Raw genomic sequence first — 19,975 nt, forward strand, 5'->3', positions numbered from 1 at the left:
TAGAAATTTCGTTTAAAAAACAAACTCTTGCAAAATATATAATATAATACCTGCTATTGCCGCAATAATATACCAAATACTTTTATTTTGCAGTTTTTCCTGCTCTACCTGACGTGCTTCGGTGACTTCTCGGTTATGTTGATCAAACTCTGTGATTTTTGCTTTAGTATCTGATAAAAACACTTTTATTGTTGGCAAAACACCCTCTACCTTTTGTCCTAAACTCACAATCTCCAACGCCATGCTAGTATCATAAAACTGTTGGCAAACACTATGTGCCAAAATAGCCAGCTGCTCTGCAATAGAGCTTTTTTCTTCCTCAGGCAACTCGTTGATCTCTTTTACTACGATCAGTTTTTTGATTTTTTCAAATATGGCATAGCCAGGAGCATTTTTAAATTTCATTCGCCGAATAGCTTCGTTGATTTGCTTGGCTACATCGCCTATTACAGCTATGTCCAACATTTGTAGGTTGTCCATGGCTTGCATACGTTGATACAACTGAAGCAAATCCTTTACTTCAAAGACCAGTGCCTCTGTGTTCTCTGTTGGGTCTTGTGTCCAACCCAGTGGCGGTTCCCAACCTCGTTTCAATGTTTCTGTCAATACTATTTTTGTTTCTGCATTATATACTTCTACGTACAATGTTACTACCATCTGAACCCCACTTACCATACTACTCACTGTTGAAAAGTTCCACCAATTTTTACAAGTAAAAGGAGCCTTTATTTCTTCTATCTGATTGGGTGTTGCTTGTTGAGAGTCATAAGGAGTAATTTTCTCCATCCTAAGTACTCCTATTTGTTCCTCAGGGATATACACCAAACTTATCTCATTAGTGATATTTCTACTGTCGTCATCATAGTGATATAGTACTTGTTCCATAATACCAAGGTTAGTTAACTAAAAAGTATAAAAAAAACCTGACTAGAACACCAGCCAGGCTTAAATTACAAAAAATCAACCTCAATACTTTGACACGTGCAATTTCTTTCGATTGTGCTTAAACACTTTGCCTTTTTTCTTTAATTCTGTTTCGTTTTTTAGCTCCTTGTCCAGCAAATCACTCATATACTTTTCTACCCTTGTTTCTGCAATGTTTACTGGAGCACCATCAGTTACTGCTTCGTTGATATAAGACCCCAAGAGGTTTTGGTATTGCGATTGAAATAAATGAGGAGACGCAAACATATCGCAGCCTACTACCCGATTGCCCGTGGCTACTATCACCCCTATTACATCGTTTTTACCTTTAAACTTATCCTTAAAAAAATGAGTGTATGCGGCATACTCTTTCTTAAACTTTGCATTCTTTTTTTGCTCGGTATACGCATTGGTTCCACTTTTTACCGCATTTTTTGCGTTCGACCGTGCTACCTCTTTCCATACCTTTTGTTGTTTTTTCTCGGTGTCTACTACTTTGCGCAAAGCAATGCTCGACACCCCATAATACCCATCAAAGTTGTCTTTATTTTTAGATTTCTTATAAGCCCAACGCCCCTTTTCTACACAAAACACCGATAGGTTTATTTTACCACTGTTGGGCGGAATCACCATGTCTTGGGCTATCACCCGGTCTTGTTTGCCTCCTTGCACTATTTCGCCTGCCATAATGTACAAAGTGTCATTCGACTTGTTTTGTATGTAGAGGTTATTTACCGAAGCAGACCCTCCTCCGCCTCTCACTTGTATGTTTTGAGGCAAATACACATTTTGAACTTGTTGTACTTGGCGGGTATGCTGTTGGCGTTGCTGTACCACTCGCGGTCGCGTTGGTAGATTTGTGGTGCTTGACCTCTTGGTGGTGTCAGCATTATTGCGGGTACGGGGAGTTGGGGTAATATTGTTAGAAACGCTTTGTTCGGTAATGACTACTTTCTTGGTTTTCAGGGCAACCTTCAGTGGTGTATACTTGCCTATATTTTTGCTGTCCTTCAAAAACGTTTTACTTGCCCTTATTGGGTATAAGCGTAAGTTTTTGTAAGTGAAATTCTTTTTGTTGCCCAAAGCAGTGCCTTCATCATAGGAGACTTTTACGTGTTGGTGGTTAAACTGCTGGGCTTGCAAGCTACAGCAAAACCCTGCCAACAAAAGTAGTGATAGCATACGAGTAATTTTCATGCGTGTTTTGATTATAAAGGTTTTTATTAAAAATGCATTTTTAATAAGACAAAGCAAATCGTTGAAAGAAGTAGGTTTTCACCAAAAAAACACAAAATCACCCACCTATTTATCCCCAAACCTCCTCAGTATTTTACCTGTTAATCAAGTATTTAATCAATAACAAAACCTGTCATAAAAGTAGCTCGTAAGAAAAGTAATAGCTTCTTTGGCAAAACTTACCTAAAACACAATTTTCTTAGAGTAATTTAAATATACAGACAACTTCATACCCTTAACCAACCTGATCAAAGCATAAATTTCTATCGTTAGAATAGTTAAACTTTTGTTGATTAAACACAAACTATTTGCTTAACTAAATTTTAATAACCTAAAATTGTTGGAAGTAAAATGGATAAACAAACAGCCCTTCACTATTTTCAGAATCTGTATCTGATAGCAGTTGCTGATGGTAAACTTGCCGATGAAGAAAAAAAGATTTTGGTAAAGTTTTCGCAAAAAATGGGAATCAATGCACGGGAAGCCTCAGAGATCATGCTCGATATCCGATACCGGGACTTTGTGGTGCCCCAGAGCAAAGACGAACAAATGGCTCACTTCAAAGACATTGTAAGTATGATGATGTCGGATGGTACTATTCACAATAAAGAATATGAGCTTTGTAAAAGGTACGCCGAAAAAATAGGCAAAAGTGAAATCACTCTGAATAGGCTCATTGATAGTATAAAAGCTGAAAGGGATAGATTAAAATAATTTACTTTTAGACATCAGCAATTTTCGAATTGGCGAGTTTTTTTCGACTTTTGTACACTTTATTTGAAAAAGTGGAAAATCCAGGAAAGAAATTCATTGCCATAAAATATTTAAATCAATGACACTAGATAAAGAAAGAGCTAAAAAGTATTTCCAAAACCTTTTTTTGGTTGCCATTGCTGATGGAAAACTAGCCACCGAAGAGAGGGAGTTATTGGTAGGAGTAGCTATACGCATGGGGCTAAGTATTAGAGACTCCGCCACAATTATGCGTAATATTACCCAGGAGGAATTTCATATTCCAGATACCGAAGAACAACAAATGTTGCACTTGTCAGACATTGTAAAAGTGATGATGATTGACAAAGAAATACACGAGAAAGAGTATGAGCTTTGCTTGGGGTATGCCCTTAAGATAGGACAAAGCGAAGCAATGTTGCAGGAAATTATTGAAGACTCAAAGAACCAAAACTGGTACAAGTTCAAAAACCCTTACCCCAACCATTGAGTTGAAGATAAAAAAAGCGAGGCTTCCACCCCGCTTTTTTTATGTCCTACATTTTACCACCTTAGTTGAGGGCAGCTTAGCCCTGTATCTATAATATAGGTAAAGTGAAATCCGGTGACAATATAAATATCCTTCCCTTTTTTACCTCTGGCGTCACCCACTCCCAAATTATTTAGGTTTTCGTAAGCATTGCCATCAAACCCGGTATAAGTAGTAGAGCCGTATTGTTCGCGCAATTGCCCTACATTTCTTGGGGTACGGTTAATGGCACCTATTGCCTCAAACGACCGATTGGCAAAACTTTTGGCTAAGTCGCTGTTCAAATCACTAGGGTCTACAAAATTGCCTCCTACATCATCTAAATAGTCGGTTAGAGACAAACGCACGCTGGCTTCAATGGCAAAGTCCCAGCGGCGGTTTAGTTTCCAACGTAGACCAACGCCCAATGGCACTACTACTTGTACCTTGCTATAGGGAGTATCGTAGCCTGGTCTGCCTTGTCCTTCGGTACCCAACGCCTGCAAATCAGTCCAGCGGGCAGCACTGGTTGCTTCGGCGTGTCCCTTGGGGCTATGATGTACTATGCCTATGCCACCCAACACATAAGGTGTAAAACCTCTGCGACGAAAAAAACGTCCAGGGCTTCCGGCAATATCGTAGGTACCTACCAAAGTGATTTCCTTTAAATCATTACGAAAGTTGAGATTGCGGGCATATTTGAAACTGTTTTCTTCGGCTTTGATATCGTTGCCCATAATACGTCCCACCCCTATGCTTAGGCGGGCGTGTACCCTTTCGCCCAACTTACGGGTGGCATGCAAAAAAACACCTGGACGGGTAAGCGACAAATCAGAATAAACATCTCCTTTAAAATTCATTGCATTGAGCTGTATACCAAAGCTCATATAGCCTTCAGTTTCGCCAAAAGGACGGCGCTGGGCAACAGTGTTTTGTACGCTTGCCCAACCCAGCAATAATAGGCAGGTAAAAAAAGTAACATGTTTGTAACAGTAGTCCATCACTGTTGTACGAGTATAAATACCTGATATTATACTGAAATTCAACAGGTTGTAAACCCTCTTCCTTATGCTTTTATTTGACGAAGCGCACACGCTGTGCTGTTGTGCTGAGCTACACGAAGTTAAAAGCGGTGGAGTGTTGTTATAATGGATCATTTTGTTACTAAGTAAATGTTTTTGTGAAGTGACAAATATCGAGATGTTGTGCCACTTCAATATAATTAAGATATGTTGTGTACTTACTCAAGCCAGCAAGCTCAAAAGATAACGAACATATCAATGATTTGTTGCTGGCTTTGCTTATAACTAAGACCTTGTTTGGATTTCATCCCCCGACATAACAGGTCGGGACTGTAAGCATTGAAGTCCTGGTACGACTTTGACTAGCAAATTCATCACAATTACTCTCAAAAACGAAAGTACAAACAAGCTCTCTAATAACCTAAAGCTGTATCGTCGCCACGTCGGTCGGCACCTCCTTCTAGTTTACCCCCAGGCAATACCAAAATACCTTCTACCCTACCTATAGGTGACCTGGGACGAATAATATAGCCTAGTTTACGCAAAGTTTGCCTTGTTTTTTGGCTCAAAGCCTTATTCTCTACAAACACTTCATCAGGCAACCATTGGTGGTGAAATCGTGGAGCATTGACTGCCTCTTGCATAGTCATGTTATGTTCCAACACATTGAGTATGGTTTGAAAAACCGAAGTAGTAATGGTAGAACCTCCTGGGGTGCCTACAACCATTTTCAATTTACCATCTTTTTCTATAATGGTAGGCGTCATAGAGCTTAGCATACGCTTGCCGGGTGCTATAGAATTGGCTTCGTTGCCTACCAACCCGTAAATATTGGGTACTCCAGGCTTGACACTGAAATCGTCCATTTCGTTGTTGAGCAAAAAACCTGCCCCCGATACCATCACATACGACCCATACCCGCTGTTGAGGGTAGTAGTAATGCTAATGGCATTGCCTGCCTTGTCTACAATAGAAAAATGGGTGGTTTCTTCGCTATGACTCCCCCACTTGCCTTCTTTGGTCTTGGTAGAGCTTCCTGCTTTATCGAAGCTAAAGTCTTTCATACGTTGTTTCAAGTAGGCAGGGTCTAGTAGATTGTGCATGGGCACCGGGTAAAAATCAGAATCGCCCAGGTATTTGGCACGGTCGGCATAGCCTCTGCGCTCGGCTTCTACCATGAGTTGTACAGTTTTGGGGGCTTGCCAACCCATTTTGCCCAGGTCGTAAGGTTCTACCATTTTGAGCATTTGCAACAACACAATGCCTCCAGCAGAAGGAGGACACATAGAAATGATGCGGTGACCTTTGTAAGTACCCACCACCGGAATACGCCATACTGCACTATAGTTTTGAAGGTCTTCTTTAGAAATAATGCCTCCTCCGGCTTTCATTTCTTTGACAATCAATTCGGCAGTTTTGCCGGCATAAAAACCGTCTCGTCCTTTGTCACGAATGCGCTCCAGGGTTTTTGCCAAGTCGGTATATACAGTAACATCGCCTTTTTTAAAGGGGGTTTTGTCATTGCGAACCAGCGGATAAGGAGGTTGCGTGTTGTGGTCAAAAAAAGCATTACGGCTTTTGTTTAAGCGTTGGGCTTCTTTATCGGTTAGTACCACCCCACGGGCGGCTAAATCTATAGAGGGTTGAATCACTTCTTTGAAAGGTAACTTACCAAACCTTTGGTGTACTTTGAGCATGGCATCTACCGCTCCGGGCACTCCTGCTGCCAAATGCCCATAGCGGCTCAAGTTCTTGATTACTTTGCCCCCTTTGTCAAGGTACATATCACGATGGGCTTTTGCGGGCGCTTTTTCGCGGTAGTCCAAGGCACCAATGGTGCCGTCAGCGTGGCGGTACACCATAAATCCACCTCCCCCTATATTTCCGGCAGCTGGGTAACACACTGCTAAGGCAAACTGCACCGCTACAGCAGCATCATAGGCGTTTCCTCCTTTTTTCAAAATCTCCAGACCTATCTTAGACGCGTCAGGGTGGGCAGATACTACCATGCCATTTTTTCCAATTGGACCTCGCTGGGTTTGTGCCCGCACAACCGTCACGTTTCCAACAAGCAATACCAACAGCATTAACCAGGCTGGGTAGTGTAAAATTTTCCTCATATTTTCAATCTTTTGGGGACAATGTGTCTAGCTAACAATAGTCCACAGCGCTGACAGGGGCAAGTCCTTAGATATTGGTGCTCCCCTCTGTTCCATAGTTAACTACATCTTTTATGTCACATTGATTTTTAGTGACTTACAAAAAAAACGTCGTTAGATGTATTTAGTCAATACTAGTACCTCAACCTCTAAATACCTGATACATTATTTCGGCGATATTCGCCCCCTGACTTTACTTAAAAAATATCGCGTAGCTATGGCTATGCTCAATTTTTGAAGTTCGTCAGAGAACAAATTTCATCCAAAATAAATAGTGCATTTACTTAGAGGATAAGGTACTAGGTTTTAGCTGCCAGGTTATCCTGCGCTTCAAAACCTAACAAACTTATAACACACTTACTATCAAGCATTTATAAAATCATCATTTAGAAGTACATAGCTAACTCGAAAGCTGTTCACCTTATTTAATTGTTGACTATCAACTACTGGTTATCAACAAGTCATGTTGACTCAAATCGTTGTGGAATATTGTAACATAAGTAAAACGAAAAAAATAAAGTGTTCTAATAAAACAAAACACCTGTTTAGACAAACAGATGAGTTTTGTAGTTTTAATAACTGCCAAAATTAGTAAATAAAAACTAAATTTTAGGTATTTCACGCCCATCTGTCACGCAATAGTTCTTTAATACCTGCTTCAGACAACGCCATGCTGTGCTCATTTTACCACTCATCAAGGCTGTACACCGCTCGTCATGTTTTGCTTTTCTTGCGTAATCAATTGCCGTACTTTTGAGTAAATCATTCACAAATCAAATCACAATGAAAAAATTACCTGTTATTTTTATTAGCCTGATCACCTCGCTTATTTTAGGCATTACGGCAGTTGTTGCCACCCCAGGCAATGGTACCAAAGCATTTAAAGTAACTGTAACCGGCACCAATAAATCGGGCAATATATTGTTTATTCCTGGTTTGGGTTGCCCCGGAGAGGTATGGGACGAAACTGTAGCCGTATTTAAACAAGCGTATGCTTGCCATGTGTTTACTTTGGCTGGTTTTGCCGGACAACCCGCTCTTAAGACCAACACAATGTTGCCTGTAGTCAAAGACCAAATCATTGCTTATATAGACAAAAAGCAATTGAAAAATGTCACTCTTATTGGACATAGCCTGGGAGGATTTATGTCGTTTTGGATTGCTGCTGAACGCCCCGACTTAATCCAGAAATTGGTCTCAGTAGATGGCTTACCCTTTTTGGGTGGTATGCAAAACCCTGCCGCTACCTCCCAAAGTATGCAACCCATTGCGCAACAGATGAAGGAACAAATGCTCAAGCCTGTGTCGAAAGAAGTGGCTCAAAAAAATCAACTCCGGACACTTCATGCAATGATTAGCTCAGATGCACACATCAAGCAGGTGCTTCAGTGGAACTTAAAGTCTGACCCTAAAGCCGTAGCCCAGGCAATGTATGAGTTGTATACAATAGACTTACGTCAAAAAGTAGCCAACATCAAAGCACCCACGTTGGTGATGGGGGTTTGGTGGGGCAAAGAATATGGGACACCACTGGAAGCAGTGAAAAAAAACTATACCCAACAGATTACCCGCATTCCTCAACACCATTTTTTGATGCACAAAAGTGCCAAACATTTTATTATGTATGACGACAAAACCTGGATGATACAAAAACTCAAGGCTTTTCTGAAGGGGCAGGCTTTGAGCAATAATTAATTCAAGTTGCGAGCTACAGGCAGTTGTTTTCAAAGAACCGAAAACAGCTAAACAACTGATATATAAACTTTTAATCAATCAATAAACCTTATAATCATTATGAAATCAAAAACACCATTCATCGTTATCGGAGCCACTGGCTTAATCGTTAGTATCATTATTCACTTACTATTGTCTACTCCTTTTTGGAACTTCTTTAGTTTTTATACTCCTTGGTTTACATTTTTAATCATTGGCTTGGCGCAAAAAAAACAAGCCCGAAATCTCAATAAGAATCAGTATATTGCTGCCAAAAAAAACTAACTATATGGCAAGCACACATCGCCATTCCAACAAGTATTATTGGTATTGCCAAGGCATTGGTTGGGGCGTGTATACATTGACTGGTTTTGGATTTGCGAGTCTTTACGGAAGTCCAAAACTACATTCTATGATATTCAATATTGCTATATCATTGATGGGGTTGGTACTTACTCACGCCTACCGTAGCTTTATCAAACGCCAAGGCTGGCTTAAGCTGAATATGGGGCAAATAATATTACGGGTATTGCCTGCTTGTGTGGTCATTGGTATGGTTTGGTTTGTAGCCAATACTACTATCTGGAGGCTTCTTGCTTTTATCAATCCCAAACCGGTAGCATTTACGCTCCCCCTGGCACTTTCTATCATTTTCAATGTGGTGGTAGTCACCTTTATGTGGTCTTTGTTATACTTTGGCTGGCATTTTTTCAAAAACTATAAGCAAGCCGAAATAGATCAATGGAAGATGGCATCTATGGCACAAGAAGCCCAACTGATGGCACTCAAGGCCCAAATTAACCCGCACTTTATGTTCAATGCCTTAAACAATATCAGGGCATTGATTTTAGAAGATCCGACTAAAGCCCGCGAAATGCTTACTTCTTTGTCAGAGCTGATGCGTTATTCTTTGCGCTACAGCAACGCCCGGCAAGTATCGTTGGCAAACGAGCTTACGGTAGTTGATAGTTACCTGCAGCTGGCTTCTATTCAGTTTGAAGACAGGCTACAGTTTGAAAACCAGATCAACCCGGCTATTATGGATGTGCAAGTGCCCCCCATGCTGGTGCAAACTCTGGTAGAAAACGGCATCAAACATGGCATTGCCCAATTGCCACAAGGCGGTAAAATATTGCTGAAAGGCACTAAAGACAATGGAATAGTGACTCTGGAAGTAGAAAATACGGGGTCGCTTGCGCTAAAAAACACGAAGGAAAGTACAGGTACAGGTTTACAAAATGTCCGCGAACGCCTGCAGATGTTGTATGGAACTGAAGCTCAAATAAAGCTCAGTGAAAAACAAGACAAGGTAAATGCTACGGTCTTGATTCCAAGTAAAATAAAAAAAATAAAGTGATCCAAAAGAAGGCAGTAGATGCGCAGTACCCAAAGACGAAGTTCTATGGGTTAGGTTATTTATGTAGTTTTAAGTAGCAGCAAGTCCTTAGATACCGATGAATATCGGTGCAATTAGCTATAAGTCCTTAGATACCGATGTATATCGGTGCTACAAGTAAAGATAACTCTCTCATAATATGATAGTTATACTTGCATATTAGGTATATTTAATTTTGTCTTGGTACATACCAAGTTAAATTTCTCCAAGAAAAACTATATTTGCACCTTATGAAAGCAATCATTATAGACGACTCGCGGCTGGCTCGTCAGGAACTACGCACTTTGCTCAAAGCACACCCTACCATAGAAATACTCGACGAAGCAGCCAATGCCATGGAAGCCGAAGAAAAGATAGCGCAACATTCGCCTGACCTTATTTTTTTGGATATAGAAATGCCCGGCAAAACCGGGTTCGAACTTTTGGAAGAGCTAACCATTACCCCACAGGTAATATTTACCACTGCCTTTGATGAATACGCTCTAAAGTCGTTTGAGTACAACGCTCTCGACTATTTGCTTAAGCCAGTGCAACCTGCCAGGCTCAAAACTGCTATAGAAAAACTTTTGGCAAGTACCACCCCACCGCCATCTGCTGCCAAAGAAATACTCAGCGAACACGATCAGGTGTTTGTAAAAGATGGAGAACAATGTTGGTTTATTCAATTAAAAAATGTGCGATTGTTTGAGATAGAAGGCAATCACACCCGTATCTTTTTTGAAGACCACCAACCCCTCATTGCCCGCTCACTCAATTATATGGAACAACGACTCGATCCTCGCGTTTTTTTCAGGGCTAACCGCCAGCATATCATTAATTTACAGTGGATTGACAAAATTATTCCCTGGTTTAGTGGCAACCTGAAGGTCAGGCTCAAAACAGGGGAAGAAATAGAGATTTCGCGAAGACAAGCCAATAAATTTAAGGAGTTGTTGAGTTTTTGATGGTGCAATTTTTCAACAGATAGGGATTTTCTTAAAACCATGATTGCAGCAATGATATACATTGGCACCTAAAAACTTGCAGCTTGTCGCTTATACCTTGAGGCCGTTGTTGCTCCCAACTACTCTTTTACAATTACCTCAGCCAACCTTTTATACACATTGTACATGAGCCAGGCAGCCACACAACCTACCAAACCACCTACTAAAATATCGCCGGGGTAGTGCACGCCCAAATAAATGCGGCTGTAGGCTACTACAAACGCCCAGGCAAACATCCAGCGCCAGTGCCCCCGAAACAACAAAAACATAAACATGGCCATGCCAAAGGCATTTGCCGAGTGTGAAGAAGCAAACCCATAAGCCCCTCCCCGATATTCGTGCCCGTTGGCGTCTTTTACCACATGGGTGGTTGCCCTTAGTTTTTGTTCGTGCGAGGGACGCGGGCGTTTGAAGTGGGGTTTCATAAAACCAGAAGTAAAACGGTCGGCAATGATGACCACCAACACTATAGATACTACCGCCAACAAGCCTTTTTTCCAACGCAAGCGCATGACCATTGCCACTACCAGAAACAGGTAGAACGGAATCCAGGGGGCACGGGCACTTATCCACCACATCACTTGGTCCCAGAAAGGAGAGTGAAATCCATTTAAAAAAGTAAATAGCTGAATGTCAGCTTGTATTAATTGATCTAACATATATTTATGATTTGCAACACATGGCAATTTGTGGGCAAAGTTAATCAGTATTTTTTAAATTGGAAGCAACACTCCTACTCTACCCTACTATTTTTCGCCCTGATTTGTGTCTTCACAAATCACCTCATTCACAAGCTTAAAAAACAGCTTATTTAAGGGTTTCGACCGCCCGATTTATCAATTGGTGAAGACACCATAGCCGTCAGGCTAGCCTCTTTTTCCGCCGTCGCTTGTGTCTTCACAAGAGACCAGACTGTCTTTGGGCGCTTTTTTTTAGAGACTCAATCAGCGCGTGGGGACACTCGCTGAGGTGATGACGATATTCTTAGGAATTGTTCAAAAATAAATTTACACTCTGAGGGGTGATTTTTCGCCTTGATACTTCGTTATTTTTATTGCCCGTAGCGCTGCTATGGGCGCAAAAAATAGCCTCGTCTCAAAACAAAACCTCTACCTCAAGAATGGTAATTTAATTTCTCACCATTCCTTAGGGTGAATTTTCTACACTTGTTTGCTTAACCTGACGGCTATGGTGTCTCCACAAATTAAACCATTTACAAGCCCAAAAAACGACTTATTTTAGAGTTTCGATCGGCTCCATATAGCGGAATTTATCAATAGATAAAGACACGCAACCTTCAAGGACAAGCTCGGAGCAGGCGGGGCGAGGAAGCTACAGTTTTACTGTGCTGAGCTCAACGAAATTAAAAGCTGGGTAGAGTACAACATTCCTACGCTACTTTAGCTTTGCGCACCATGTTGGCAAACAAACGAGGAAAAAATTTCTTGACAATGATTCCCAGTTTTTCTCTTGCCCCACTAATAATGACTTGCTGCTTGCGTTTGCGAATGGCGCGGGCAATGAGGGCTGCGCAACGTTCGGGCAAAATACCGTTGCCAGTGGTGCTGTCCATGGTATTCTGGGCTGAGCCATCGCCAGTAAGGGCATTGACCGATACGTTGGTTTGGATATAGCCAGGGCATACCACTAACACTTCTACATTGTGGTGGTGGTATTCTGCCCTTACAGTTTCGAAAAAAGAAATAACGGCAGCCTTGGACGCTGAATAGGTAGAACGCAAAGGAGCGGCGAGTTTTCCGGCAACGCTACTGATGATGGTCACATGTCCTTGTTTTTGAGAAACCAGTTGAGACAACACTGCCTTGGTAAGCAAGATGTTTCCGAAGTAATTGACTTCCATAATCTGTCGATCTACGTCAGCGAGTGTGTCTTTGATAAGGCTCCGCTGACTGATGCCTCCGTTGTTGATGAGGTAGTCTATTTGCCCAAACTTTTGAACCACTTCGGCTACTTTATCGACAAAAGTATTGCTTTGGGCAAGGTCAAGGGGCAATACCAATACATCGGCAGCAGCACTGCATTGCTTTTTTACTCGTTCGAGCTCCGTTTGGCGGCGTGCCGATAGTACCAGGCGGGCATTTTGTGCGGCAAAATGATAAGCCAGGGCTTCTCCAATGCCCGAAGAAGCTCCCGTAATCCATATTACTTTGTTTGTAAACTTTGACATAGTGTAAGTATACACCCTTGCTACAAGGCAGACAAACTTTTGGGAAATAAATTTATAGGGAACAACAGGGCGTGGCTCACAAAATATGTCACATTGAAGAATATGACAAAAAAGAAAAGTTTTTTATTGTTTTATCGAACAAAATCAAACATTGACCGATTCTTTCTATCTATTTCTTTCTTTTTAAAGTATTTACACTGAACATATTATACTATTTTATTTTAGAAAGACTTATGGACGATTTAAGAGTGCAAGACAAAGAGGGAAAAAGCTATATTTTATTCAATAGGCAGACAAACCTCTTCGAGATTTATGGAGAAGACAGCGCACATATTACCACCTTTTATGAACAGGTAAAAAACTGGCTTGAAGCATACATGCAAGTAAGCCATAAACCAATATCGGTCAATTTACAGTTTCTCCAGTATCACGCTTCATCCTACGCTGCGTTGCTTCAAATACTCCAGTTATTCAATGATTTGTATACCAACAAAAAAATACTGGTAATGATCAATTGGTTTGTAAACTGTAGGGACATGAAAACAATGAAAGATGTAAAAACAATTAAAAGTAAAGTAGGAGTTTTGCCCCTCAATATATTGAAAGTAGAGAAGGCATGAAGGCCACAATTAGTCATCCCAAAAACCGTTATTAATTCTTCCTGAGCTAACTACTCATACACCACCTCAAAAGGCATGACCACATCCTTGCCATCTACTTAAAGGCATCAATCCTACTAAAAACTCTATACTGTATTTACTTCATTGCTGGTGCCACTTCATTGGGCTGATAGGTAATCGCATTTTTATTGGTAATCAACAAATTGCACAAACCCGCAATGACTAAACTGATCCCTGCCACTATCATGGCGTGAATGGTTTGGTTCCCCAATAGTTTGTAAGCAATATTGACCCCACCAAGCGCCGCAACAATTTGAGGAATTACGATAAACATGTTGAAAATCCCCATAATTACCCCCATCTTTTTTGGGTCTACCGAACTCGACAACATCGCATAAGGCATAGAAAGAATGCTCCCCCACGAAAAGCCAACCAAGGTAAACGAAAGAATGAGCCATTGGGGGGAGGGCACAAAATACATAGAGATAAAACCAATGCCTCCGGCAATGAGCGACCCCATGTGCACCAGTTTCCGATTGATTCGCCTGTGGGCAGTATAAAAAGTAAGCAACAAAGCAAAAGCCATAGAAGAAAGCCCATAAATGCCCATGTAACTCCCTACTTGATTGGATGATTTTTGGAATGCTGTATTGGCCACTTGAAAAGCTTCGACAGCAGCAGATGAAGCCATATCATAGGCACTTTTTACTGGCATAGGGGTCTGGAAAACGTGCTCGGTCAAGGCTGGGTTGGCCATGCTCCACATGGTAAAAAAGGCAAACCAGGAAAAAAACTGAATCAATCCCAGCTTTTGCATGGTAGGAGGTATAGTTTTAATGTTGTCGAGAATATCGGCAACAAAACGCTTTTTCTGCTGCTTTTGGCGTTCAAACTCTTCCAGGTCTTCGGGTGGGTATTCGGTAGTGGTAAAAATAGTATACAATACACTGGTCAAAAACACAAAAGCACCAATAGCAAAAGCCACTTGCACCGACATAGGTATGCCTCCACTAGCGGTAGTCTCATTGCTCACCCCCAACTGTGACACCATCCAAGGCAGATTGCTTGCCACCCAAGTACCTATACCTATGATCAGGGTTTGGGTAATAAACCCATAAGAACGTTGTGATTCGGGGAGTTTGTCGGCAACCAATGCCCGAAATGGTTCCATAGAGATATTAATGGAGGCGTCTAAAATCCAGAGAAACCCAACTGCCATCCATAAAGCACTTGAGTGGGGTACAAGAAACAACGCAATAGAGCTCAACACTGCTCCAATAAAAAAGTAAGGGCGACGGCGCCCCCACCTGGGATGCCAGGTGTGGTCGCTAAGATACCCAATGATGGGCTGTACCAATAAGCCAGTGAGCGGCGCGGCAATCCATAACATGGGAATGGCTTCCTTTTCGGCTCCCAAAGTTTGAAAAATGCGGGACATAAAGCCGCCTTGTAGGGCAAAACCAAACTGAATGCCTAGAAAGCCAAAACTCATGTTCCAGATTTGCCAAAATGATAAGCGAGGTTTACTTGTTTTTAGTTTTATTGCTTTTTCCTTTGTAGTTGTTAACATGGACTCAATTCTTTTAAGCTGGATTTTTATAATTCCTGTCAATACACAGGTTAATGATCCTTTGTAATATATTAAAATTCACAGATTTTTACCTGCACAAAATATAGTAAAAATCTAATTCAATGGTAAGATAGGAGAAAAACCCGCTTAAAAGTTCCTGTATAATGTTCCATTGTTACACTATTTTGAATATCAAAGCAAATGTTTACATTTTTTTGGCAAAATAGAAGAGAAAGCAAACAAACAGTCGCCCTGCAAACAAAATATAACACTCGTAGAGCAAGTGCTGCATTGAGGCAAACAAATTGTATTATAAAAGTAATACCTAAAGAATCTAAAACACAAAAAACGGCTAGATGTGGCCGTTTTTTGTGCTTTGTATGGGTACTTGTACAGCAAAAAATAAATGTACTAAGAAACTTTTACTGCCTCTTTTGCTTCATTTTTGGATTCCTCAAGTTCGTCTTCTCTGGTCATTTTCTTGAGCCTTTGAGCAAAAACCAACAACAAGCTACCTGTAAGCACTGACACAACGACCAAGCCCGAAAAAATGTTTAATTCGCCCAGTTTGCCCGCAAGCTTGCCTACCTCTGCGGCAGCAATATTGGCAAAACCCGTAGCAGCAAAATAGGCACCCATCATAGAACCAACCAAGGCTTTGGGGGCTATTTTAGAAATGTAAGATAGTGCCACCGGCGAAATACACAGCTCGCCAATGGTATGGAACCAATAAGCAAAAAACAACCAGTAAAGTGCCGATTGACCAGCACTGGCACGTTGCATAGACGCTCCCACCATAAATAAAAAGCCAACGCCTACCAGTATAGTGCCTATGCCCATTTTGGCTATAGCCGATGTTTTACGGGCTGCCCAAAAAGCCGCCACCACCCCACCAAACAATAGTATATACCCCGCGTTGATGCTCTGGAACATGCTGGCGGGCACCTCCCAACCAAACATTACCCGATTGGTGTATTTCTTGGCGTACAGATTCATCAGCCCTCCGGCTTGTTCAAACGACATCCAAAACACAAAAATGACCAGAAACAATATGCCCAACACAACCAAACGATTAATATCGGTACTTGATAGCTTGAGGCGTTCTTTGGGTGCCTGCTGACGTTGTTTCAGATTGTTGCCCACATGTTTAAGGTAGCGTTGCCCCCATATAAACACTGCTTGCCCCAACACCATGCCAAACCCCGCAAGGCTAAACCCGTAGTGCCAACCATAGGTTTCGCCTACAAACCCTATAGAAAGGGTGGCAAGAAACGACCCCAGGTTAATGCCCATATAAAAAATAATAAATCCTGCATCCCGACGCTTTTGTTCGGTATACAGTTCGCCTACCATAGTAGATATATTGGGCTTGAGCATGCCTATGCCTGCTACAATAAAACAAAGTGCTACATAAAACAACGTGGGGTCAGGAAAAGCCATCATAAAATGCCCCACACACAGCAATGCTCCCCCTACCATTACTGAGCGCTTGGGCCCCAGCCAACGATCGGAAATGATGCCGCCCGGAATGGACATAATGTATACCATGCCAGTGAAAAGCCCTAGCAAGCTCAAAGCTTCTGCCTCGCCCCAACCATAGCCGCCTTTGGTTTTGGACACCAAAAACAGTACTAACAAGGCTTTGAGCCCATAGTAACTAAAGCGCTCCCACATTTCGGTAAAAAACAGGATAAACAACCCTTTAGGATGATTTTTCATAGTTATATAGTTTGGTTATTATCAGTATTTTCAATTGATATACATCAAATATCCAAAATACTATTTGGCATTCATGGGGTTATTAGGCAAGTTGCTATGCCGTGTGGTGAAGTGCTATATATCATTATCAACTGAGGTCAATTGCCTTAACCGGGGCAGCAAGCCGAGGTCACTTGTAGCTTAAAGCTTGCCTTTACAGAGGCTCTCATAAATCACTAAAAATCAACTAATATAAAACTGTGAAAGCTTGTAAAGCAAGGGGGACTTGTCGCCTGTCGCTTAATGCTTGCCTCTATAAAGGCCTTCATACATCACTAAAAATCAACGCGATATAAAACTGTGAAAGCTTGTAAAGCAAGGGGAACTTGTCGCCTGTCGCTTAATGCTTGCCTCTATTAAGAATAGAATCTATCAGTCTGAATGTTCTGAATGCCTGTGGTAACGCATTACTATGTTGGGGTCGGGGTGCAACGACACCTTTGCCTCGTTTTTACCCTCATAGTTAAACTGCGCCAATACATAACGAATAGACTCCAACCTTGCCTTGCGCTTATCGTTGGCTTCTACTATAATCCAGGGGCTATACGAAGTATGCGAATGACTAAACATGTTTTCTTTATATACAGTATACTTGTCCCACATGCCTTGGGCTTTTTGGTCTACCGGGCTTAGTTTCCACTGCTTGAGCGGGTTTACCTTCCGGTCTTTAAACCGCTTCTGTTGTTCTTCTTTCGATATGGCAAACCAAAACTTGATCAATACCAAATCATCTTCATACAACATATGCTCAAACTCAGGTACCTGGTGCATAAACTGGTCATATTGCTGCTTGGTGCAAAACCCCATCACAGGTTCTACCACCGCACGGTTGTACCAGCTCCGATCAAAAAACACTATTTCGCCAGGGTTAGGCAAATGGCTCACATAGCGCTGAAAATACCATTGCCCTTTTTCTACATCTGAAGGTTTGGGCAAGGCTACTACTCGGGTAGATCGCGGACTTAAGTGTTGAGAAAAACGTTTAATTGTACCACCTTTTCCGGCCGCGTCGCGTCCTTCAAAAATAATGGCGATTCGTTTTTTTTCAATTTGAACCCATTTATGAAGCTTATTTAACTCTGCCTGTAGCAGCACCAACTCATCCTCGTAGCGTAGTTTTTCTACGATTTTCTTCCAGTCAATATGCTTATGCTTCAGCAACTCCTTCAAACCTTTGCGGGTATTGATCAAATGCAAATCTTCTACGGTGAGATTATAGTCCGACATATTTCTTACATCTTTAACATTTTAACAACAATAACATTAGAGATTAAACTCTAAATTTAGCCCTCATAATACATAAAATATTGTTGTAAAATGTTGAATTTGAGAAGATTTATATCAACACTGGTTTTTTTTATCACTCTTTCGGGAAATTTATTTGCCCAGCAAACCACCAAAACAGAGTTCAGCTTTGTGATATTGGGCGACAGCCAGTTTAACACGCCTGCCCTATTTAACAAAATAGTCAATGAAGTAGCCCAACTCTCGCCCGCATTTGTGATACAAGTAGGCGACTTGATCAAAGGTAAGCTCCAGGGCAAAGACACTACTCTGAAACAATGGGCAAGATTCAAAGACCAACTACTACCCTTGGGCAACACACCTTATTACCCTGTACCCGGCAACCACGATGTGTTAGACAAAAAAGGGAATCCTTTGCCCTATTACAAACAATATTGGGGCAAAACCAACTATTCGTTTGACTACAAAAATGCCCACTTTACCATACTCAACAGCAACGATGGTAAAGAAGCACAGATAGGCAAAGCACAAATAAAATGGTTGGAAAAAGACCTGAGGAAAGCCCAGAACAAAGCTCATCGAATGGTGTTTTTTCATCACCCTATTTACACTCTGAAAAACCACGAACAATTGCATACACTGTTTGTAAAATATAAAGTAAAAAACGTGTTTTATGGGCATCGTCATCATTACGAATACCAAGAACGCGACGGTATACAATATGTAATGACCAACGCTACCGGAAAATCGGGCACCCATGAGTTACGCAGCGGCACTTTCCCTCACTTTTTACTCGCCACCGTTCGCGATGGTAAATTTAGCTATGCCATTATCAAAGCAGGCAGTGTACTGCCCCCAACAATGGTATACCCACGCGATAACGAAAACTTCTTGCTCTATTATTACTTATTCAAACCCAAGTTTGCCCACTTTAGCCAACTCAAGAAAACACCTGAAGGCTACGAGGTAAGCTTCCACATGAATAACTTCACTTCACAAGACCTTCATTTTTACCTGCAATGGGACAATCCAGATGGGCGTTGGGAAATGTCGCCTCATAAAGCCACCCAGGTATTTTTGAAGAAAAAAACCAAAGGCTACCCTGTAAAATTTGTTCTCAAGCGCATCGACCAATCACGCCCTGAGGGTAAATACCCTACTTGTACAGTCAAAACTATGTTTAAAACCAGTAATGGAGCGTGGCTTACGCCAACGCATCAATTTGAGATAAAATAAGTAATTAAAAAATGGCTAGGAATGGCTTTATGGCTCGCGAAGCACTTTTTTCTATCATTCCAACGAATGTTCAAGTTTCTGAACTTATGCCTTAAAGATAGGTTTCGCTTTGAATGTTGCGCCAAGCAACATGAAAACCATAAAACCATAAAATCACAACATAAACTATCAAAATAATGGCGAAAAAATATTTAACTCTAAACGATGTAGAAGCTTACAAAAAGGCTTTTCAATTGAGTAACGACGTGTGGGAACTGGTTGCGCATTGGGACTATTTTGCCAAAGATACGGTAGGAAAACAATTTGTAAGAGCAATCGATAGCATTTCGGCAAACATTGCTGAGGGCTTTGGAAGGTACCATAAGAAGGATAAAATAAAATTTTATTTATACGCCAGAGGCTCTTTGTATGAATGCTTGGATTGGTGCGAAAAGGCAAAAGTAAGGAAGTTAGTCACCCAGCAACAGTACGCTCACATATACGCTCAATTAAAAGATTTACCTTATTTGATCAATAGCCTCATTAAATACACCAATGAAAAACTGACAACATAGTTTCTCTTCGAGGGGCTTCGCTTTGAATGTTGCGCCAAGCAACATGAAAACCATAAAACCATAAAACCATAAAACCATAAAACCATAAAACCATAAAACCATAAAACCATAAAACCATAAAACCATAAAAC

The 19,975-nt window shown here is 41.3% G+C and carries 18 protein-coding genes; 9 read left to right on the forward strand and 9 right to left on the reverse strand.

The window, feature by feature from the left end; translation table 11 throughout:
- Positions 1-12 precede the first annotated feature (12 nt).
- Both Q0954_RS16890 and Q0954_RS16895 read right to left on the reverse strand, forming a co-directional pair.
- A complete protein-coding gene (locus Q0954_RS16890) occupies positions 13-885 on the reverse strand; it encodes a hypothetical protein (protein WP_299458673.1) in 873 nt (290 codons plus the stop codon).
- 81 nt (positions 886-966) lie between these two features.
- On the reverse strand, positions 967-2,121 hold the full coding sequence (locus tag Q0954_RS16895) for a DUF6569 family protein (RefSeq protein ID WP_299458674.1): 1,155 nt from the start codon (positions 2,119-2,121) through the stop codon (positions 967-969).
- A 390-nt stretch (positions 2,122-2,511) separates the two neighbouring features.
- Here Q0954_RS16895 and Q0954_RS16900 point away from each other — a divergent pair, with 390 nt between their 5' ends.
- Together Q0954_RS16900 and Q0954_RS16905 are read left to right on the forward strand one after the other, a co-directional pair.
- Positions 2,512-2,874 carry a hypothetical protein gene (locus tag Q0954_RS16900; protein ID WP_299458675.1) on the forward strand — a complete coding sequence of 121 codons (363 nt, stop codon included), beginning with the start codon at positions 2,512-2,514 and terminating at the stop codon, positions 2,872-2,874.
- 118 nt (positions 2,875-2,992) lie between these two features.
- Positions 2,993-3,382, forward strand: a complete 390-nt coding sequence (locus tag Q0954_RS16905; RefSeq protein ID WP_299458676.1) for a hypothetical protein — start codon at positions 2,993-2,995, stop codon at positions 3,380-3,382.
- 53 nt (positions 3,383-3,435) lie between these two features.
- On the opposite strand, the gene Q0954_RS16910 is transcribed toward Q0954_RS16905, so the two are convergent.
- Positions 3,436-4,404, reverse strand: coding sequence for a hypothetical protein (locus Q0954_RS16910; protein ID WP_299458677.1), 969 nt, complete (start codon positions 4,402-4,404; stop codon positions 3,436-3,438).
- Between the two features lie 431 nt (positions 4,405-4,835).
- Positions 4,836-6,542, reverse strand: a complete 1,707-nt coding sequence (gene ggt / locus Q0954_RS16915) for a gamma-glutamyltransferase (protein WP_299458678.1) — start codon at positions 6,540-6,542, stop codon at positions 4,836-4,838.
- Positions 6,543-7,364: 822 nt separating this feature from the next.
- Here ggt and Q0954_RS16920 point away from each other — a divergent pair.
- The 4 genes from Q0954_RS16920 (at position 7,365) to Q0954_RS16935 (ending at position 10,634) form a co-directional block, all read left to right on the forward strand.
- On the forward strand, positions 7,365-8,276 hold the full coding sequence (locus tag Q0954_RS16920; protein WP_299458679.1) for an alpha/beta hydrolase: 912 nt from the start codon (positions 7,365-7,367) through the stop codon (positions 8,274-8,276).
- A gap of 99 nt (positions 8,277-8,375) precedes the next feature.
- Positions 8,376-8,579: a hypothetical protein gene (locus tag Q0954_RS16925; RefSeq protein WP_299458680.1), complete on the forward strand. Its 204-nt coding sequence runs from the start codon at positions 8,376-8,378 to the stop codon at positions 8,577-8,579.
- A gap of 4 nt (positions 8,580-8,583) precedes the next feature.
- Entirely contained in the window at positions 8,584-9,651 is a 1,068-nt protein-coding gene (locus tag Q0954_RS16930) for a sensor histidine kinase (protein WP_299458681.1), read from the forward strand.
- A gap of 269 nt (positions 9,652-9,920) precedes the next feature.
- Positions 9,921-10,634, forward strand: a complete 714-nt coding sequence (locus Q0954_RS16935) for a LytTR family DNA-binding domain-containing protein (RefSeq protein WP_299458682.1) — start codon at positions 9,921-9,923, stop codon at positions 10,632-10,634.
- 119 nt (positions 10,635-10,753) lie between these two features.
- Here Q0954_RS16935 and Q0954_RS16940 read toward each other — a convergent pair whose 3' ends face one another.
- On the reverse strand, positions 10,754-11,332 hold the full coding sequence (locus Q0954_RS16940; protein ID WP_299458683.1) for a phosphatase PAP2 family protein: 579 nt from the start codon (positions 11,330-11,332) through the stop codon (positions 10,754-10,756).
- Positions 11,333-12,063: 731 nt separating this feature from the next.
- On the reverse strand, positions 12,064-12,861 hold the full coding sequence (locus Q0954_RS16945) for an SDR family oxidoreductase (RefSeq protein ID WP_299458684.1): 798 nt from the start codon (positions 12,859-12,861) through the stop codon (positions 12,064-12,066).
- 233 nt (positions 12,862-13,094) lie between these two features.
- Here Q0954_RS16945 and Q0954_RS16950 point away from each other — a divergent pair, with 233 nt between their 5' ends.
- Positions 13,095-13,481, forward strand: a complete 387-nt coding sequence (locus Q0954_RS16950; protein WP_299458685.1) for a DUF1987 domain-containing protein — start codon at positions 13,095-13,097, stop codon at positions 13,479-13,481.
- Positions 13,482-13,617: 136 nt separating this feature from the next.
- On the opposite strand, the gene Q0954_RS16955 is transcribed toward Q0954_RS16950, so the two are convergent.
- The 3 genes from Q0954_RS16955 to ppk2 all read right to left on the reverse strand — a co-directional run bounded on the left by Q0954_RS16955 (position 13,618) and on the right by ppk2 (position 18,036).
- The gene (locus Q0954_RS16955; RefSeq protein WP_299458686.1) at positions 13,618-15,051 is read right to left on the reverse strand and encodes an MFS transporter; all 1,434 of its coding nucleotides are present in this window, start codon (positions 15,049-15,051) and stop codon (positions 13,618-13,620) included.
- Between the two features lie 411 nt (positions 15,052-15,462).
- Positions 15,463-16,770 carry a peptide MFS transporter gene (locus tag Q0954_RS16960; protein ID WP_299458687.1) on the reverse strand — a complete coding sequence of 436 codons (1,308 nt, stop codon included), beginning with the start codon at positions 16,768-16,770 and terminating at the stop codon, positions 15,463-15,465.
- Positions 16,771-17,181: 411 nt separating this feature from the next.
- Positions 17,182-18,036, reverse strand: a complete 855-nt coding sequence (ppk2, locus tag Q0954_RS16965; RefSeq protein ID WP_299458688.1) for a polyphosphate kinase 2 — start codon at positions 18,034-18,036, stop codon at positions 17,182-17,184.
- Positions 18,037-18,126: 90 nt separating this feature from the next.
- Between ppk2 and Q0954_RS16970 the strand changes: the two genes are divergently transcribed.
- Both Q0954_RS16970 and Q0954_RS16975 read left to right on the forward strand, forming a co-directional pair.
- Positions 18,127-19,290: a metallophosphoesterase gene (locus Q0954_RS16970; protein WP_299458689.1), complete on the forward strand. Its 1,164-nt coding sequence runs from the start codon at positions 18,127-18,129 to the stop codon at positions 19,288-19,290.
- Positions 19,291-19,466: 176 nt separating this feature from the next.
- Positions 19,467-19,844, forward strand: coding sequence for a four helix bundle protein (locus Q0954_RS16975; protein WP_299458690.1), 378 nt, complete (start codon positions 19,467-19,469; stop codon positions 19,842-19,844).
- Positions 19,845-19,975 lie beyond the last annotated feature (131 nt).

This window comes from uncultured Microscilla sp. (assembly GCF_947493425.1).
In the GTDB taxonomy this organism is placed as follows: Bacteria; Bacteroidota; Bacteroidia; order Cytophagales; family Microscillaceae; genus Microscilla.

Coding starts and splice junctions, on each gene's coding strand:
- Q0954_RS16905 (WP_299458676.1), top strand. CDS start 2,993: ATGACACTAGATAAAGAAAGAGCTAAAAAGTATTTCCAAAACCTTTTT.
- Q0954_RS16890 (WP_299458673.1), bottom strand. CDS start 885: ATGGAACAAGTACTATATCACTATGATGACGACAGTAGAAATATCACT.
- Q0954_RS16975 (WP_299458690.1), top strand. CDS start 19,467: ATGGCGAAAAAATATTTAACTCTAAACGATGTAGAAGCTTACAAAAAG.
- ppk2 (WP_299458688.1), bottom strand. CDS start 18,036: ATGTCGGACTATAATCTCACCGTAGAAGATTTGCATTTGATCAATACC.
- Q0954_RS16920 (WP_299458679.1), top strand. CDS start 7,365: ATGAAAAAATTACCTGTTATTTTTATTAGCCTGATCACCTCGCTTATT.
- Q0954_RS16935 (WP_299458682.1), top strand. CDS start 9,921: ATGAAAGCAATCATTATAGACGACTCGCGGCTGGCTCGTCAGGAACTA.
- Q0954_RS16970 (WP_299458689.1), top strand. CDS start 18,127: ATGTTGAATTTGAGAAGATTTATATCAACACTGGTTTTTTTTATCACT.
- Q0954_RS16900 (WP_299458675.1), top strand. CDS start 2,512: ATGGATAAACAAACAGCCCTTCACTATTTTCAGAATCTGTATCTGATA.
- Q0954_RS16940 (WP_299458683.1), bottom strand. CDS start 11,332: ATGTTAGATCAATTAATACAAGCTGACATTCAGCTATTTACTTTTTTA.
- Q0954_RS16930 (WP_299458681.1), top strand. CDS start 8,584: ATGGCAAGCACACATCGCCATTCCAACAAGTATTATTGGTATTGCCAA.
- Q0954_RS16925 (WP_299458680.1), top strand. CDS start 8,376: ATGAAATCAAAAACACCATTCATCGTTATCGGAGCCACTGGCTTAATC.
- Q0954_RS16960 (WP_299458687.1), bottom strand. CDS start 16,770: ATGAAAAATCATCCTAAAGGGTTGTTTATCCTGTTTTTTACCGAAATG.
- Q0954_RS16955 (WP_299458686.1), bottom strand. CDS start 15,051: ATGTTAACAACTACAAAGGAAAAAGCAATAAAACTAAAAACAAGTAAA.
- Q0954_RS16945 (WP_299458684.1), bottom strand. CDS start 12,861: ATGTCAAAGTTTACAAACAAAGTAATATGGATTACGGGAGCTTCTTCG.
- Q0954_RS16950 (WP_299458685.1), top strand. CDS start 13,095: ATGGACGATTTAAGAGTGCAAGACAAAGAGGGAAAAAGCTATATTTTA.
- ggt (WP_299458678.1), bottom strand. CDS start 6,542: ATGAGGAAAATTTTACACTACCCAGCCTGGTTAATGCTGTTGGTATTG.
- Q0954_RS16895 (WP_299458674.1), bottom strand. CDS start 2,121: ATGAAAATTACTCGTATGCTATCACTACTTTTGTTGGCAGGGTTTTGC.